At 69.3% G+C, this 16224-nt stretch carries 16 protein-coding genes; 14 read left to right on the top strand and 2 right to left on the bottom strand.

The window, feature by feature from the left end:
• The first annotated feature begins 17 nt into the window (after positions 1–17).
• The 3 genes from AC1C2T_RS03175 (at position 18) to AC1C2T_RS03165 (ending at position 3033) form a co-directional block, all read left to right on the top strand.
• On the top strand, positions 18–1052 hold the full coding sequence (locus AC1C2T_RS03175) for a phosphotransferase (RefSeq protein ID WP_495384226.1): 1035 nt from the start codon (positions 18–20) through the stop codon (positions 1050–1052).
• Positions 1053–1150: 98 nt separating this feature from the next.
• Positions 1151–1531: a hypothetical protein gene (locus AC1C2T_RS03170; RefSeq protein ID WP_495384225.1), complete on the top strand. Its 381-nt coding sequence runs from the start codon at positions 1151–1153 to the stop codon at positions 1529–1531.
• Positions 1516–3033, top strand: coding sequence for a hypothetical protein (locus tag AC1C2T_RS03165; protein WP_495384224.1), 1518 nt, complete (start codon positions 1516–1518; stop codon positions 3031–3033). Before AC1C2T_RS03170 ends, AC1C2T_RS03165 begins: the two co-directional genes overlap by 16 nt.
• Here the strand turns inward: AC1C2T_RS03165 and AC1C2T_RS03160 are convergent.
• Entirely contained in the window at positions 2996–3382 is a 387-nt protein-coding gene (locus tag AC1C2T_RS03160; RefSeq protein WP_495361663.1) for a phage holin family protein, read from the bottom strand. The two genes, AC1C2T_RS03165 and AC1C2T_RS03160, sit on opposite strands and share 38 nt — an antisense overlap.
• Before the next feature lie 53 nt (positions 3383–3435).
• Between AC1C2T_RS03160 and AC1C2T_RS03155 the strand changes: the two genes are divergently transcribed.
• The 4 genes from AC1C2T_RS03155 to AC1C2T_RS03140 all read left to right on the top strand — a co-directional run bounded on the left by AC1C2T_RS03155 (position 3436) and on the right by AC1C2T_RS03140 (position 8317).
• Positions 3436–4545, top strand: a complete 1110-nt coding sequence (locus AC1C2T_RS03155) for a histidinol-phosphate transaminase (RefSeq protein ID WP_495384223.1) — start codon at positions 3436–3438, stop codon at positions 4543–4545.
• A 16-nt stretch (positions 4546–4561) separates the two neighbouring features.
• Entirely contained in the window at positions 4562–5707 is a 1146-nt protein-coding gene (locus tag AC1C2T_RS03150) for a thiamine pyrophosphate-dependent dehydrogenase E1 component subunit alpha (protein ID WP_495384222.1), read from the top strand.
• Between the two features lie 170 nt (positions 5708–5877).
• A complete protein-coding gene (locus AC1C2T_RS03145) occupies positions 5878–6837 on the top strand; it encodes an alpha-ketoacid dehydrogenase subunit beta (RefSeq protein ID WP_495385385.1) in 960 nt (319 codons plus the stop codon).
• A 64-nt stretch (positions 6838–6901) separates the two neighbouring features.
• Positions 6902–8317: a dihydrolipoamide acetyltransferase family protein gene (locus AC1C2T_RS03140; protein ID WP_495384221.1), complete on the top strand. Its 1416-nt coding sequence runs from the start codon at positions 6902–6904 to the stop codon at positions 8315–8317.
• Positions 8318–8440: 123 nt separating this feature from the next.
• Here the strand turns inward: AC1C2T_RS03140 and AC1C2T_RS03135 are convergent, their stop codons facing one another.
• Positions 8441–8926 (bottom strand): GNAT family N-acetyltransferase, encoded by a 486-nt coding sequence (locus AC1C2T_RS03135; RefSeq protein WP_495384220.1) that lies wholly within the window; start codon positions 8924–8926, stop codon positions 8441–8443.
• Between the two features lie 155 nt (positions 8927–9081).
• Between AC1C2T_RS03135 and AC1C2T_RS03130 the strand changes: the two genes are divergently transcribed.
• The 7 genes from AC1C2T_RS03130 (at position 9082) to AC1C2T_RS03100 (ending at position 16062) form a co-directional block, all read left to right on the top strand.
• Positions 9082–10143, top strand: a complete 1062-nt coding sequence (locus tag AC1C2T_RS03130) for a metal ABC transporter substrate-binding protein (protein ID WP_495384219.1) — start codon at positions 9082–9084, stop codon at positions 10141–10143.
• Positions 10144–10147: 4 nt separating this feature from the next.
• Entirely contained in the window at positions 10148–10936 is a 789-nt protein-coding gene (locus AC1C2T_RS03125) for a metal ABC transporter ATP-binding protein (RefSeq protein ID WP_495384218.1), read from the top strand.
• Positions 10937–10983: 47 nt separating this feature from the next.
• Positions 10984–11943, top strand: a complete 960-nt coding sequence (locus AC1C2T_RS03120) for a metal ABC transporter permease (protein ID WP_495384217.1) — start codon at positions 10984–10986, stop codon at positions 11941–11943.
• Complete coding sequence (locus AC1C2T_RS03115; RefSeq protein ID WP_495361671.1) at positions 11943–12785, top strand: metal ABC transporter permease; 843 nt, start codon at positions 11943–11945, stop codon at positions 12783–12785. The genes AC1C2T_RS03120 and AC1C2T_RS03115 overlap by 1 nt, the downstream gene beginning before the upstream one ends.
• On the top strand, positions 12782–13183 hold the full coding sequence (locus AC1C2T_RS03110) for a Fur family transcriptional regulator (RefSeq protein ID WP_495361672.1): 402 nt from the start codon (positions 12782–12784) through the stop codon (positions 13181–13183). Before AC1C2T_RS03115 ends, AC1C2T_RS03110 begins: the two co-directional genes overlap by 4 nt.
• Positions 13184–13579: 396 nt before the next feature.
• On the top strand, positions 13580–15115 hold the full coding sequence (locus AC1C2T_RS03105; RefSeq protein WP_495384216.1) for a quaternary amine ABC transporter ATP-binding protein: 1536 nt from the start codon (positions 13580–13582) through the stop codon (positions 15113–15115).
• Positions 15112–16062: an ABC transporter permease gene (locus tag AC1C2T_RS03100; protein ID WP_495384215.1), complete on the top strand. Its 951-nt coding sequence runs from the start codon at positions 15112–15114 to the stop codon at positions 16060–16062. Before AC1C2T_RS03105 ends, AC1C2T_RS03100 begins: the two co-directional genes overlap by 4 nt.
• Positions 16063–16224 lie beyond the last annotated feature (162 nt).

Below are 16224 nucleotides of genomic sequence, written 5' to 3'. Positions count from 1 at the left end.
CGCGCAGACAGGGGGCGATGATGATGGCGGATGCCCCTGAGCCCGACATCCTCGTCGATGAGACGCTCGCCGCGGCGCTCGTGGCGGCGCAGCATCCCGACCTCTCAGGCCCGATCGTGCGCATTGCCAATGGCTGGGACAACGTGATGTTCCGTCTCGGCGAGCGGTACGTCGTGCGGCTGCCCCGCCGCGAGGTGGCGGCCGGGCTCGTGCTGCACGAGCAGCGCTGGCTGCCCGGGATCGCCCGCCGGGTCACCGTGCCGGTGCCCGTCCCCGTGCGGGTCGGACGGCCCGCGCCCGAGCTCGGGTTCGACTTCTCTTGGAGCATCCTGCCGTGGTTCGACGGCGCCAGCGCCGCCGACGTCGCGCCGGGTGCGCGCGCGGCGGCGGCATCGGGGCTCGCGGCATTCGTCGCCGAGCTCGGCGTGCCCGCGCCGGCGGATGCGCCGGCCAACGAGTATCGCGGCGTGCCGCTCTCCGACCGGGACGCGGCGATCCGCGCCCGGCTCGAGCGCGGGCTCGGAGGGCTCCCCGGCGGCGAGGCGCTGCGCGCAGTGTGGCAACGCGCGCTCGCCGCACCCGAATGGGCGGGCCCGCCGGTGTGGCTGCACGGCGACCTGCACCCGGCGAACCTCGTGCTCGGGGCCCCTTCGACAGGCTCAGGGAGCAAGACGGGCTCAGGGGGCTCGACAGGCGCAGGGGGCTCGATGGACTCAGCCCCTTCGACAGGCTCAGGGAGCAAGGCGGGCTCAGGGAGCTCGACGGGCTCAGGGAGCGCCGGCGATCTCGTAGCCGTCGTCGACTTCGGAGACGTGTGCGCCGGCGATCCGGCTACCGACCTCGCAACCGCTTGGCTCACGTTCGACTCCCCAGCGCGTGCGGTCTTCCGTGCCGAGGTCGACCGGCGACGCGAGACGGATGCCGCGATGTGGGATCGTGCCCGAGGGTGGGCACTCGTGCTCGGCAGCGCGATCGTCGACACGATCGGCACCGAAAGTCGTCTCGGTCGCGTCGGCGTGCACGCGCTCGATCAGGTGCTGCTCGAGGGCTGACTCGCGACCGGTCCTCCACAGGCGAGCCGGGCCGTCGGCCGTGCACAGGAGGCGCCGCCTCGGCGGTCGCGGCATCCGTGCCCCGCGAGACTCCTCCCATGCTCGATTCCGATCCATACCGGTTCGCCGTGATGGGCAGCGCGCTCACCGCAGAGCGCATCGAAGACGCCAGGGCTCACTTGCGAATGCTCCGATCGCTGTTGGCCGAGGTGAACGAGTCCGTCCGTCGGCTCGTGCCACCGTCGACCGGGGCCTGGCGATCGGCGGCGGCCGACGGCTACGCAGATCGCCTCGAGTACTTGCGCGGGTGGGTCTTCGCTGCTCAGGAGTCTCTCGTCGTCGCCGAAACGGGGCTCACCGACCGCATCCATCGCATGGAGGCGCAGCTCGAAGTGCAGCGCGCCTCGACCGGCGCGCCGAGCACGCCGGCGCCGAGCACCCCGGCGCCGAGCACGGAGCCGTCGTGGACGACTCGCTGACCATCAGCGGCGGCGGTTCGACGGCCGTCGCCACCGATGAACTCCTCGCCGACGCTTCACGCCTCGGGGGCGCCGAGGCCACGCTCGCCGATTGGTACGAGCGCGCAAGAGTGATCAATATCGGTCTCGACGAGCTGGACCTCGGCGAACCTTCTGCGGGCGGCGACTCGAGCTCGCCGGCCGGAGCAACCGCACATGCGAAGCACCGGCTCCGGGAGTCGCGGGAGATCGCGGGCAATCTGAGGCAATCGCTGGTGGAGAGTGCCGAACGGTACGGCTCGACCGAGCGCACGATCGACGCCTTGTGGCGCCTCGGCGGCGCACATGTCGCCTGGTTCGCGGGTGTCGCCGCGTACGCGATCGTGCCGGGTCTCGCCATCGCAACCGGAGCAGAGCTCGCGGCGCGTGCACTGGGTTGGCGTACTCCGCTCCACGATTGGCTCGACGACGAGAAGCAGGTCTTCTCCGACCCGCTGTTCGTGCGCGCCGTGCGCACTGCATTCGACTCGGCAGACGAGTTCGTCGGCGGGCTCGTGTCGCTGCCGCCCGGGCTGTCCCTGCTCGCCGGCTCCGCGATCGGCGCACCCGAGAACGCCTCGGTGCTGCTCGGCGTCACGGGACTCGTCGGCCTCGGCACCGGGAGCCGGGTGCTCGTCGACCGGGCGGTTCGGGTGACCCGACCGCTCGGCGACGGCCGCGCCGACCAGAGCGTCGGGCTGCGCGACGTACGCAGCACCGCCCATCCGCCCGAGGGCCCGGTGACCGCGCCGAGCGGCATCGGCGACTTGGTCGAACGTGTTCCCGCGACCGACTCCGGCGCGCAGATCCGTGTGGAGCGCTACGGCGAGGTCGATGACCCTCGGTGGATCGTCTACATCGGTGGCACGGTCGACCTCACCATCACCGCGGGTGTCGAGACCCACGACATGACCAGCAATCTGCACGGCATCGCCGATGACACGCCCCTCGACGCGCTGCGGCCCACCGGCGCGGACTCGGGCGCGGCCGAACGCGGGGTTCGCCTCGCGCTCGAGGAGGCCGGGGCGCAACCCGGCGATCCACTGATGCCGGTCGGATACTCGGGGGGCGGCGTCGTGGCCGCCGCACTCGCCGGCGACCCCGAGCTGAACGTGGTCGCGGCGGTGACCGTCGGCAGCCCGGTTGCCTCGGCCGAGTTGCGTGACGGGGTGCCCCTGCTCTCGATCGAGCACGAAGAAGACCTCGTGCCGGCGACCGGCGGCTGGGGGAATCCGTCACCCGAGCGCCTCACCGTCTCCCGCAGCGTGCTCGAGGCCGGTGTCGAGTACGAAGACTCGGTGCCGGCACACGATCCCTCTCGCTACCGGCGAACCGCCGAGCTGATCGATGCGTCGGAAGAGGAGCGGCTCGTGGCGTTCCGCGAGCAGGTCGCCGACTGCACAGGCGGCGGTGACGGCGAGATGACCCGATGGATCGGGATGCGCGTCAGCTCTGCGCTGTCGGACGCACCACGAGACCGATGAGCCAGCTGATGAGCCCCATCACGAGCGCGCCGAGCACGCCCCACCAGAAGCCTTCCACCGCGAGGCCGAAGCCCATGAGGCCGCTGATCCAGTCGACGAGCAGCAGCAGCAACCCGTTGACGATGAAGGAGATGAGGCCCAACGTCAGCACGTAGAGGGGGAACGCGACGATTCTGATGAAGTTGCCGATGATCGCGTTCACCAACCCGAAGATGAGCGCAACGAGGAGGTAGGTGAGCACGGTGGCGAGGGTGGTGTCTTCGTAGGGCACCACCTCGACGCCCGCGACGATGAGCGTCGTGAGCCAAAGGGCGAACGCGATGACGATGACCTTGACGATGAACCGCATGGGTCCACTCTGTCAGACGGGGTCCCGACGGGCGAAGGGGTACGGTGGAATCCGTGACCGCACCGGAGCCCACGGGGGCGCGCGTTCGCCTGCGCCCCGAGATCGCCGCCCTTCCCCCCTACCGTCAGGGGCGCCCGGCGCCGACCGACGGGTTCAAGCTCTCGAGCAACGAGAACCCGTTCGAGCCGCTGCCATCGGTCGTCGACGTCGTCGCGACGTCAGCGCAACAGATCAATCGGTATCCGGATGCCACGGCGCTCGCCCTCCGCGAGCGGCTCGCCGAGCGCTTCGGCGTCACGCCCGACGAGGTGCTCGTCGGCGCCGGCTCCGTCGCACTCCTCGCCCAGTTCATCCTCGCGGCCGCCGCTCCCGGCGACGAGGTCGTCTACTCCTGGCGCTCGTTCGAGGCCTACCCCGGACTCGTCACCGTCGCCGGCGCCACGAGCGTGACCGTGCCCAATCGCGCAGACTACGGTCACGACCTCGACGCGATGGCCGCGGCGATCACCGACCGCACCCGGGTCATCATCGTGTGCTCGCCGAACAACCCCACGGGCGTCGTCGTCACCGCCGACGAGTTCGAGGCGTTCATGGCGAAGGTGCCCGCCGACCGACTCGTGCTGCTCGACGAGGCGTACATCGAGTTCGTGCAGGCGCACGCCTCCACCGACGGCCGTACCCTCATCGGGCGCTACCCCAACCTCGTCGTGCTGCGCACTTTCTCGAAGGCCTACGGCCTCGCCGGTCTCCGCGTCGGCTACGCCGTCGGCCCGATCGAACTCCTCGACGCCGCCCGGGCGACGGCGATTCCGCTGGGGGTCACCGCTGCCGCGGCATCCGCTGCCCTCGCCTCACTCGAACCCGCCGCCGAGACCGAACTGCACGGCCGCGTCGCCGCGATCGCCGAGCGGTGCAGCCGCGTGCGTTCGGCGCTCGTGCAGCAGGGTTGGCCGGTGCCGCAGGCGCAGGGCAACTTCATCTGGTTGCCGACCGGCGAGGCCACGGCCGCCGTCGCCGACCGTCTCTTCGACGCCGGGCTCGTGGCACGCGCCTTCGCACCCGAGGGCATCCGGGTGTCGATCGGCGAAGAGGAGTCTGTCGATATCCTCCTCACGATTTGCGGCGAGCTTGTACCTGCTTCACAAGAAGGGCGTCCCGAGTAGCGGGTAGCGTGGAACGGTGGCAGCCCGCGAAAGAGAGTTCACCGCGCCGACGGTCCAGCTCCTGACCCCCGAGGGCGTACTTCGCCCCACCCCTGAAGCCGAGGCGTACCTCCCGCTCGTCGAGGCGTTGAGCGACGCCGAACTCGAGCGCTTCTACCGCGACATGGCGGTCTCGCGTCGCATCGACGTGGCGGGTGCGAACCTGCAGCGGCAGGGCCAGCTCGCCCTGTGGGCTCCGAGTCACGGGCAAGAAGCCGCGCAGGTCGGTTCCGCGCACGCAGCGCGCCCGCAAGACCACCTCTTCCCTTCGTACCGCGAGCACATCGTCGGCATCATCCGCGGGCTCGACCCCGTGGGCATCCTCGCCCTCTTCCGCAGCGCGACCCTCGGCGGCTGGAACCCCGAGGAGAACGGCAACTTCCACCTCTACACGCTCGTGCTCGCCTCCCAGACGCTGCACGCGACCGGGTACGCGATGGGCCTCCAGTTCGACGGCGCGACCGCGACGGGCGACCCCGAGACGGATGCCGCGGTGCTCGTGTACTACGGCGACGGAGCCACCTCGCAGGGCGACGCGAGCGAGGCGCTCGTCTTCGCCTCGAGCTACCAGACGCCCCAGGTCTTCTTCATCCAGAACAACCAGTGGGCGATCTCGGTGCCCGTCTCCCGGCAATCGCGCAGCCCGCTGTCGCTGCGTGGGGGCGGATTCGGCATGCCGGGCGTGCGCGTCGACGGCAACGACGTACTCGCGAGCTACGCCGTCACCCGCCAGTCGCTCGAAGAGGCGCGCGCCGGCCTTGGCCCGAGCCTCATCGAGGCGCTCACCTACCGCATGGGCGCTCACACCACCGCAGACGACCCCTCGAAGTACCGCAGCGACGACGAGGTGGCGTACTGGGAGGCGCGCGATCCGATCACGAGGTACCGCACGTGGCTCGAGGGCCGCGGGGCATCCGCAGCCTTCTTCGACGACGTCGAAGCCGAAGCCAACGACATCGCGACCGACCTGCGGCACCGCGCGCTCGAGCTTCAGGCGCCGACCCGCGGGGTGATCTTCGAGCACGTCTACAGCGAACCGCACCCGCTCATGGCCGAGCAGGCCGAGTGGCTCGAGACGTTCGAGACGTCGTTCGACACCTCGTCAGACGGGAGCGCAGCATGAGCGCCCGCGTCGAAGCCCTTCGACCCTTCGACGAGCTCAGTGCAGGCCGAGCTCAGGAACCGGAGACCCACGTGAAGGATGCCGCGACCGATGCCGCGCAGGTGACCGAGGGCGGGTCGGCGGGCGAGGCCGAGTCGACTGGTGGCGTGCGCGGCGTGCAGACCGTCTCGATGGCGAAGGCCATCACCGCAGGTCTTCGCGAGTCGATGCGCGCCAACGGGAAGGTGCTGCTCATGGGCGAAGACATCGGGCCGCTCGGCGGCGTCTTCCGCGTGACCGAGGGGCTCTCGGCCGAGTTCGGCGACAAGCGCGTGCTCGACACTCCGCTCGCCGAGTCCGGCATCGTCGGCACGGCGATCGGTCTCGCGATGCGCGGCTACCGGCCGGTCATCGAGATCCAGTTCGACGGATTCATCTTCCCCGCGTTCGACCAGATCACGACGCAACTCGCGCGCCAGACCGTGCGACACGGCGGAACCGTTTCGATGCCGATCGTGATCCGCGTGCCCTACGGCGGACACATCGGCTCGATCGAGCACCATCAAGAGAGCCCCGAAGCGTATTTCGCGCATACTCCGGGCCTGCGAGTGGTGAGCCCGTCGAACCCGCACGACGCCTACTGGATGATCCAGGAGGCCATCGACTCCGACGATCCCGTGCTGTTCTTCGAGCCGAAGAGCCGGTACTGGCCGAAGGGACCCGTCGACCTCGACCACGCCGGCCTGCCGCTGCACGCGAGTCGCGTGATGCGCCCCGGCACCGACGTCACCGTCGTCGGCCACGGCGCGATGGTGGCGACGCTGTTGCAGGCCGCCGACATCGCCGCCACAGAGGGCCGCAGCCTCGAGGTCGTCGACCTGCGTTCCCTCTCCCCCATCGACTACGGCCCCCTGCTCGACTCGGTGCACCGCACCGGGCGACTGGTCGTCGCGCAAGAGGCGTACGGCAATGTGTCGGTGGGCTCCGAGATCGCCGCGACCGTCGCCGAGCGGGCGTTCTACTCGCTCGAGGCGCCGGTGCTGCGTGTCTCGAGCTTCGACACCCCCTTCCCGCCCGCGGCGCTCGAGACCGAGTACCTGCCGAGCCCTGACCGAGTGCTCGAAGCCGTCGACCGCGCCCTGGCGTACTGACTTGACACGCGCCGCGGCGCAAACATGACGACGACGGCATAGATCGACTGCGAGGGTAAAGAACATGAGCGAGATCCGATTCCCCCTCCCCGACGTCGGTGAGGGCCTCACCGAGGCCGAGATCGTGCAGTGGCGTGTCGCCCCCGGTGATCGCATCGTGCTCGACCAGGTCTTCGTCGAGATCGAGACTGCGAAATCGCTCGTCGAGCTGCCGAGTGCGTTCGAGGGCTTCGTGTCCGAATTGCTCGTCGAGGAGGGCAGCACGGTCGACGTCGGCACGCCGATCCTGGTGATCCAGACGGACGCCGCTTCGCCTACCACCGGCGCCGCGCCCGGCGCGCCCGGAGCGCTCGACGCTGCCCAGCCTGCGGGCATTGCTGCGCCGGCCGCCGAGTCGACACCGATCTACGGTGTCGCTCCGGCCGCCGAGGCCGCCGAGGTCAGCGGCGCCGTGCTCGTCGGCCACGGCAGCTCCGGCCCGACGTCGACCCGCCGCCGTCGCCACCCCACTCCCGATGGCGCCCACGGACACCTCGCTCCCCCGGCGCCGATTCCCGCGGCCCCGTCTGCTCCGACCGGCTCGGCCGCCGCTTCGATGCCGTCGCGGCCCGCAGCGCGCCTGCCCGTGATCGCGAAGCCGCCCATCCGGAAGCTCGCGAAAGACCTCGGCGTCGACTTGTCACGGGTCGCGCCCACCGGGCCGATCGGTGACATCACGCGCGACGACGTGATTCGCGAAGCGAGCCAGGCGAGCGTGTTCCGCAACATCCAGACGCCCGAATGGCCGACTGGCCGCGAAGAGCGGATCCCCGTCAAGGGCGTGCGCAAGGCGATCGCCAACGCGATGGTGCAGAGCGCGTTCCAAGCGCCGCACGTCAGCCTCTTCGTCGACGTCGACGCCAGCCGCACGATGGAGTACCTCAAGCGGTTGAAGGCGTCGCCCGACTACGCGGGTGTCAAGATCTCGCCACTGTTCATCATGGCGAAGGCCCTGATCTGGGCAGTGCGACGCAACCCCACCGTGAACGCGCAATGGACCGACTCCGAGATCGTGGTCAAGCACTACGTGAACCTCGGTATCGCGGCGGCGACGCCGCGGGGACTCATCGTGCCGAACGTCAAGGATGCGCAGGCGATGACCATGGTGGAGCTCGCCACTGCGCTCGAGCAACTCACGCTCACCGCCCGTGAGGGCAAGACGCAGCCCGCCGAGATGCAGGGCGGCACGATCACGATCACCAACATCGGGGTGTTCGGCATGGACACCGGCACGCCGATCCTGAATCCCGGCGAGGTCGGGATCGTCGCCCTCGGCACCATCAAGCAGAAGCCGTGGGTCGTCGACGGTGAGGTGCGTCCGCGCTTCGTCACGACGATCGGCGCGTCGTTCGATCATCGCGTGGTCGACGGCGACGTGGCGTCGCGGTTCCTCGCCGATGTCGCGTCGATCATCGAAGAGCCCGCACTGCTGCTCGAGTAACCGGCTCACCCGGTTGCGTCACCGGCAAGCGGACTGAGCCCGCTCGAAGTGGCCCGGCTGCGGGTTGAGCCTGCTCGAAGTGGCCCGCCTGCGGGTTGAGCCTGCCGAAACCCTCTTGAGCAGTTACAGGCGCAATTCGTACGTGATCGCGTCGGGAGTGCGCGACGCCTGAGTGAATCCGGCGCGTTCGAGGGCGTGCCGTGCGGGAAGGTTGGCTACTTCGGCCTCGGCCTGGAGAGCAACGACGCCGGCGTTCCGAGCGAGCTCGACCACGGCGGTCACCGTGTGCAGCGCGAGGCCCTGGCCGCGAACGGCCGGCACGAGAGCGAATGCGAATTCGACGGCGCCGTCGATGCCCGGCGGGCCGAAGAGGTTCACTCCCCCGATGGCCGCACCGTCTTCGCCGCGGCGCACGAGATACGGGCCGAACGGGGCTGGGTCGCCGTTCTCCTGCACCGCGCGAAGGTACTCGGCAAGGAGTTCGGGTTCGTCGGTGAAGGCGTACGCGCCTTCCCATCCGTCATGAGGGTCGACGTCGCCCGAGAGCACTCGCTCGGCATCGGCGACGGTGAACGGATGCAACGTGAGGGGGGCCGTCGTCGTATCCACGTGCTTCACTCTCCCACGTCGGTGCGACACTCGCCAGACCTCTCCGCAGGATGACGGCGGGAATGCTTCGCACGTTCGCTGATGTTCACCGAATATGCGTCGAACGGCTCTCTGATGGTTTTGACAATCATTATCAATAAGCTTACTGTGGAGAAATGACCGCCCGATCCAGCGCCGTTCCACGCCGCCAGCTCGCCTCGTTCGCAGGCGGGGCGGCCCTCGCGGCGGCGACGCTCGTGCTCGCGGGATGCGCGGCCCCCGCGGCATCCGATGACGGCGCCGACGGCCCGACGATCGTCGCGACGACGACCCAAGTCGGTGACTTCACCCGCGAGCTCGTCGGTGACACCACCGCGGTCACCCAGCTCCTCTCCCCCGGTCAGAGTGCGCACAGCTTCGACCCCTCGGCGGCCCAGCTGCTCGCCCTCTCCGAGGCTGACGCGCTCGTCGTGAACGGCGGCGGGCTCGAGAGCTGGCTCGACGACGCGGTGCAGGCCTCGGGCTTCGACGGTGCGCTCATCGACGCCAGCGCCGGCATCGAGCTCTACGGCACCCACGACCACGATCACGATCACGCCGACGCAGGGGAGGCCGACGAACTCGACGAGGTCGAAGACTCGCATGAGGGTCACGACCACGGTGCCGGCAATCCCCACATCTGGACCGACCCCGAGCTCGCCGAACAGATGGTCGAGAACATCGCGCACGGGCTCCTCGAGGTGCCGGGCGTCGATACTGCGACGATCGAGGCGAACGAGTCCGCCTACCTCGAGCAGCTCGAGGCGCTCGATGCGTGGATCGAGGAGAATGTCGCGGCGGTGCCGGCGAGCGAGCGACTACTGGTGACCAACCACGACGCATTCACCTACTTCGTCGACGCCTACGACATCACGTTCGTCGGCAGCATCATCCCGAGCTTCGATGACAATTCAGAGCCGAGCGCGGCAGAGATCGACGCACTCGTCGAGCAGATCGGCGCGACGGGCGTGAAGGCCGTCTTCTCCGAGGCATCCATCTCACCCAAGGCCGCCGAAACGATCGCGGCCGAAGCGGGCGTGACCGTCTACTCAGGCCCCGACGCCCTGTACGGTGACTCGCTCGGCGTCGCCGGCAGCGACGGCGAGACCTACCTCGGCAGCCAGGTCCACAACGCACGGCTCATCCTCGAGTCATGGGGCGTCGAACCTTCCGAGCTCCCGGCGGTCCTGCAAGGATGACACTATGAACGACTCCCCCGTGCTGCGCCTGCGCGCTGCCGCCTTCACCCATCCGGGCGGCGCAGGCGTCAGCGGCATCGAGCTCGCGATCATGCCCGGCGAGGCCGTCGCGCTGATCGGGCCGAACGGAGCCGGCAAGTCGACCCTCCTCAAGGGCATTCTCGGTCTCGTGCCGCGCACCGCAGGCACGATCGAGTTCGGTGAGACCCCCCCCGGCGCCGCGGCGCGCACCTCGCATTCCGAGAATGGAATGGTCTCGTTCCTCCCGCAGTCGGCGGAGCTCGACAGCGACTTCCCGATCAGCCTCGAACAGGTCGTCATGCAGGGCCGTTACCGCGGACTCGGGCTGTTCCGGTGGCCGGGGCGTGCGGATCGCGCGGCGGTGCGGCGGTCGCTCGAGGCGGTGGGACTCGAAGGGCTCGGCAAGCGGCCGTTCGGCGAACTGTCGGGCGGTCAGCGACAGCGGGGCCTCCTCGCCCGCGCACTCGCCTCGGATCCGGCGCTACTGCTGCTCGATGAGCCGTTCAACGGGCTCGATCAGGCGAATCGCGATGCCCTCGTCGACACGATCCGCACGCTGAAGACCCGCGGAGTCGCAGTGATCGTCTCGACCCACGACCTCGAACTGGCGCGTCTCGTGTGCGACACGGTGGTGCTCGTCAACGGCACGCAACTCGCGAGCGGCCCGGTCGACGAGGTGCTCACACTCGGCAACGTGCAGGAGTGCTTCGAGGGGCTCGAGGTCGAGCTCGACGAGCACACCCTCGTCGTGCCGGGCCACGAGGGGAATTGAATGCCCCGTGAGACATATACCGTGTCGAATCCAGTGAACGGCGACGGATGTCGCTGACCGATGCGCTCTTCGGGGCGTTCGCCATCCCGTTCATGGCCCGCGCTCTGCTCGTCATGCTCGTGCTCGCCATCGTTGCGGGCGTCGTCGGCGTGCTCGTCAACCTGCGACGGCTCGAGTTCATCAGCGACGGCCTGACGCACGCGGTGTTCCCCGGACTCGCGATCGGGCTCGCCGTCGGGGGAGCATCGGGGCTCCTGCCCGGCGCGGCGATCGCAGCGCTCGGCGGCGCACTCGCGCTCACCTGGCTCGACCGAGCCGGCATCACTTCGGATGCGGCGATCGCCATCGTGCTCACCGCGACTTTCAGTGTGGGCGTCATCGTCGTGTCACGTAGTGACGACTACGCCGGCGAACTCGAGGCGCTGCTGTTCGGGCGAGTGCTGACGATCCCTCCCGCCGAAGTGGTTCCGCTCGTCGTCGTGAGCCTCGTCGCGCTCGGCATGGTGGCATTGACGATGAAGCAGCAGCTCTTCCGGGCGTTCGACCCGAAGGGCAGCCGTGCAGCAGGCAACTCGGCGCTCGTGCTCGATCTCGTACTGAACTCGGCGATCGCACTCGTCGTCGTGGCGGCGGCGAGCACGATCGGCACGCTGCTCGTGCTCGCCCTGCTCATCGTGCCGGGTGCGGTCGCGCGGCTCGTGACCGCCCGGTTGTGGTGGCTGTTCCCGGTGGCGGCCGTCTTCGCCGCGGTCGCGGCGTGGCTCGGGCTGGCCGTCGGGTTCGCGGTATCGGTGGGCGCGGGTGTCGACCTGCCGGCGGGCAGCACTGTCGTGGCGGTCTTCGTGGCCGGGTACGCGTTGGTGCTGCTCGTGAGCTCGGCGATCAGGCGCGGACGAGCGGGTTCGCGGGTGGGTGTCGATACGCGTCCTCCTGTGTCGGGCGCTACTCGACCAGCGGATGGGGTTGGCGCTACTCGACCGGTAGATGCGACGGGGGCGACGCACTGATGGGGTACTTCGAGCGGGCGCTCCTCGCCGCGATCGTCATCGGTGCGGGTGCCGGATTCGTCGGCGCGCTCGTCGTGGTGCGCCGACGCACCTTCTTCGCGCAGGCGCTCACGCACGGCACCTACCCCGGTGCCATCGCCGCAGCGGCGCTCGGGGTGAGCGTGCCGGTCGGTGCAGCCGTGGCATCCGTCGTGCTCGTCGCCGTGATGGCGGGTATCGCACGCGTGAGACGCCAAGGCGCCCAGGTTGCCGCGGGCATCGTACTGACCGGTGGATTCGCCGCCGGCGCGCTGCTCCAGGCTGTGATTCCCGGGCTCCCGGTACGGGCGGAGTCACTGCTGGTGGGCTCCATCCTGACGGTGAGCGATGGAGATATTCTCCTCGCGGCATCCGTTGCCGTGGTCGCCGTCGTGTGCGTCGCGCTCTTCGGCAAAGAGATCGCGTTCTCGACCTTCGATCCGAACGGGTTCCGCGCCGCCGGATACCGCGAATGGCCGGTGGAGCTGCTCGTGCTCGGCTTGACCGCCGCGTCGGTCGTGAGCTCATTGCCGGCGGTCGGCGCGATCCTCGCCATCGCGCTGATCGCTGCCCCGGCAGCGGCGGCTCGAGTGGTCGTACGCTCCTTCCGCGGCATCCTCGTCGTCGCACCGGTCATCGGCGCGGCGGCCGGTGTGCTGGGCGTGATCGCCTCACGGGGGCTCGCGATCGCGGCCGGCCCGGCGATCGCACTCGCGGCAACCGCCTTCTTCCTGCTCGCACTGGGAATCTCCAAGCTGCGCGGGCTACCGTTGAATCGAGTCGCCATACCGGTGGAGACCGCAGAGGACGCACGGATCGCATGAAGCGCAACACCTGGCAACGAGAGGCCGTTCGCGAAGCCCTTGACGACACCGAGGGTTTCATCAGCGCGCAGGCGCTGCATTCGACGTTGCACGCGAGCGGTTCCCCGATCGGGCTGGCCACCGTCTACCGCGCCCTCGGCGACCTCGCCACCACCGGCGAAGCAGATTCCCTGCAGTCGCCCGACGGTGAGGCGCTCTACCGTGCCTGCAGCACGACGGGCCACCACCACCACCTGATCTGCCGCAATTGCGGACTCACGGTCGAGATCGCGGCCGACGAGGTCGAGGCGTGGGCGAAGGCCGTCGCCGCCGAACACGGATTCACGGGTGCAGCGCACGTCGTCGACGTGTTCGGGCTCTGCGCCAATTGCACCCGGGTGCAGGCCGCGGGGGAGTAGGCCAGCGTCTGGGCCTCTTCGCGCAAGCATAAAAACCTCTTTGCGCGGGCATAAAAACGCAGGTCAGCACCGAATTCATACGATTCGATTAGGGTTGTGCTGAAGACCTCGATACGGTGGGTGATGGTCCTGCAAGACCGAATCGCCCAGTCCGCGGTCCGCTGTGCCCAGATCGGCATGGCGGGGCGTAAGGTTCGGCGGCGTGGCATCCGGCCCCGATGGCCGAGTGTGACGAAGTCCCGATTCGCCCGCAACCACAGCACCCCGTCGCGAGCTCGAGTTCGGCCTTCCGAGCCGTCGCCAACCCGGCCGTGACCCACGAGTCAGCACCGCCCGACTCCCGACCGTGCACCTGTTTCATGCGCGGCGTTCGGCGTGCGCTCCGGGAGCTCGCCTATGACCGTTACGTCTGCACTTGCTGACACCACCACTGCACCGCCTGCACTCGCCGACACCACCGCACTTGAGGTGCACAGCCTCACCAAATTCTTCGGGCGAAAGCCGCGAGAGGCACTCGAGCGTCTGCGCGCCGGCGCGACCCGTGCCGAACTCACTGCGCTCGGCACCGCGGCCGTGATCGACGCCGACTTCACCGTGCAACGCGGTGAGATCTTCGTCGTGATGGGACTGTCGGGGTCGGGTAAATCGACCCTGATCCGCACGTTGAACGGCCTGCTCGAACCAACCGGTGGATCCGTCACGGTGATGGGGGAGACGATCACCGGCATGACGCCGAAGCGCCTGCGCGAGGTGCGCCGTCGCCACGTGTCGATGGTCTTTCAGCACTTCGCGCTGCTGCCGCACCGGAGCGTGCTCGAGAACGCCGCCTACGGCCTCGAGATTCAGGGCGTCCCGGCCGCCGAGCGGCGCGAACGCGCGGAGCACATCCTCGACCGCGTCGGGCTCGGGGGATGGGGCGACAAGATGCCGGCCGAACTCTCGGGCGGCATGCAGCAGCGCGTGGGTCTCGCCCGTGCACTGGCCTCCGACACCGACATCCTGCTCATGGACGAGGCGTTCTCCGCGCTCGACCCGCTGATCCGCAAGGAGATGCAGGAGCAGCTCGTCGAACTGCAGCAGGAGCTCGGCAAGACGATCATCTTCATCACCCACGACCTCAACGAGGCGATGTTCCTCGGCGACCGCATCGCCATGATGCGCGACGGCCGGATTGTGCAGATCGGCACCGCCGAGGAGATCCTCACGGACCCCGCTGACGACTACGTCGCCCAGTTCGTGCAAGACGTCGACCGCTCCCGCGTGCTCACCGCTGGCAACGTGATGGAGGCGCCGCGCGCGGTCGTCACGGCATCCGCCGGCTCCCGGGCCGCCCTCCGATCGATGCGCGATCTGCAGACCTCCATGGTGTTCGTGGTCGGCAGCGGCCGGCGCCTCCTCGGCGTCGTGCACGACCGCGACGTGCTGCGGCTCGTGCAGCGCGGTGAGCGGTCACTCGAAGCCGCCATCAGCGACGACCACCCGGTGGTCAGCGCAGACGAGCACCTCTCCGAGCTCTTCGAGAGCGCCGTCGAGAGCCAGCTGCCGCTCGCGGTCGTCGACGAGCAGGGTCGCCTGCTCGGTGCCGTGCCGCGCGTGACCTTGCTCGCGGCACTCGGCAACGTCTCGGCGAACACCGCCGAGATGTCGATCATCGAGACGCCCGCCACCATTCCGGTCGATGTGATCACGGCGACGCTGCACCGCACCGCCCGCCCCGACACCGCGCTTGCCGACGCTGCCGATGAGACCGCGGTCGCCGCGGCAGTGGCGGAGGCCGCAGACATCCGTGCCGAAGGCCGGACTCGTCAGGCGGAAGACCGTGAGGCGGAAGACCGCGAGGCGGAAGACCGCCGTGCAGACCGTCGCCAGGAGGGCGACCACGAGGTGATCGCGAGCCGAGCGGATGCCGCGGGGGAGAGGAGCCCGGCATGAGCGACTTCCGACTCCCTCTCGGCGAATGGGCCGCCGCATTCATCCACTTCATCACCGACGTTTTCGGCGGGTTCTTCGCCGTCATTCGGACCGTCTTCGCCGGTTTCTACGACGTCATCGACTTCGCGCTGCAGGCACCGCCGTTCTGGGTCGTCATCATCGTGCTCGCCGGCGTCGCTTGGCTCGCCAAGGGCTGGAAGCTCGCCGTCGGCACCGTCGTCGGCCTGCTCGTGATCGTCGGCGTCGACCAGTGGGACAACGCCATGTCGACGCTCGCCCTCGTGCTCGTCGCCTCGCTCATCGCGGTCGTCATCTCGGTGCCGGTCGGCATCCTCGCCGCGCGTTCCGACGTCGCGTCGAAGGTCATCAGGCCGATCCTCGACTTCATGCAGACGATGCCGGCGATGGTCTACCTGATCCCCGCCCTCATCCTCTTCCGCGTCGGCGTGGTGCCGGGCATCGTTGCGACCATCATCTTCGCGATGGCCCCGGGCGTCAGGCTCACCGAGCTCGGCATCCGCGGCGTCGACAAGGAGGTCGTGGAGGCGGGCCAGGCCTTCGGCTCCTCGCCGTGGCGCATCCTCCGCCAGATCCAGCTGCCGCTCGCGATGCCGAGCATCATGGCCGGGGTCAACCAGGTCATCATGCTCTCGCTCTCGATGGTCGTCATCGCGGGCATGGTCGGTGCGGGCGGACTCGGCGGCATGGTCGTGCAATCGCTCACCCGCATCGACGTCGGCCTCGGCTTCGAAGCCGGCCTGTCGGTCGTGATCCTCGCGATCATCCTCGACCGGGTGACCGGCGCGCTCGGCACCAAGCGCAATCCGAACCGCCGCAGGCAGTCCCCGTCGCCCGCCGACGTCAGCAAGGCGACCGATCTGAGCGAGACCGACGGCTCGGGGTTGCCGGTCAAACAGTCCATCCTCAAGGCGCCCGTCGCTGTCTGAGCTGCGGCATCCCGACTCCCAACCCCGACTCCCACCCCCAACCCCCACCCCCAACTCCCAACCCAGACTCGTCCCCGCCCCCAATACCCCCCCGCCCCACTCGCCACCGTGCAGCAATTCAGGACGGGAGGTGTGTCGCGGCCCGGATCCCGACGGATTCGA

The organism is Agromyces sp. Y558, from assembly GCF_059445415.1.
This window is presented reverse-complemented; position numbering and strand designations above follow the sequence as displayed.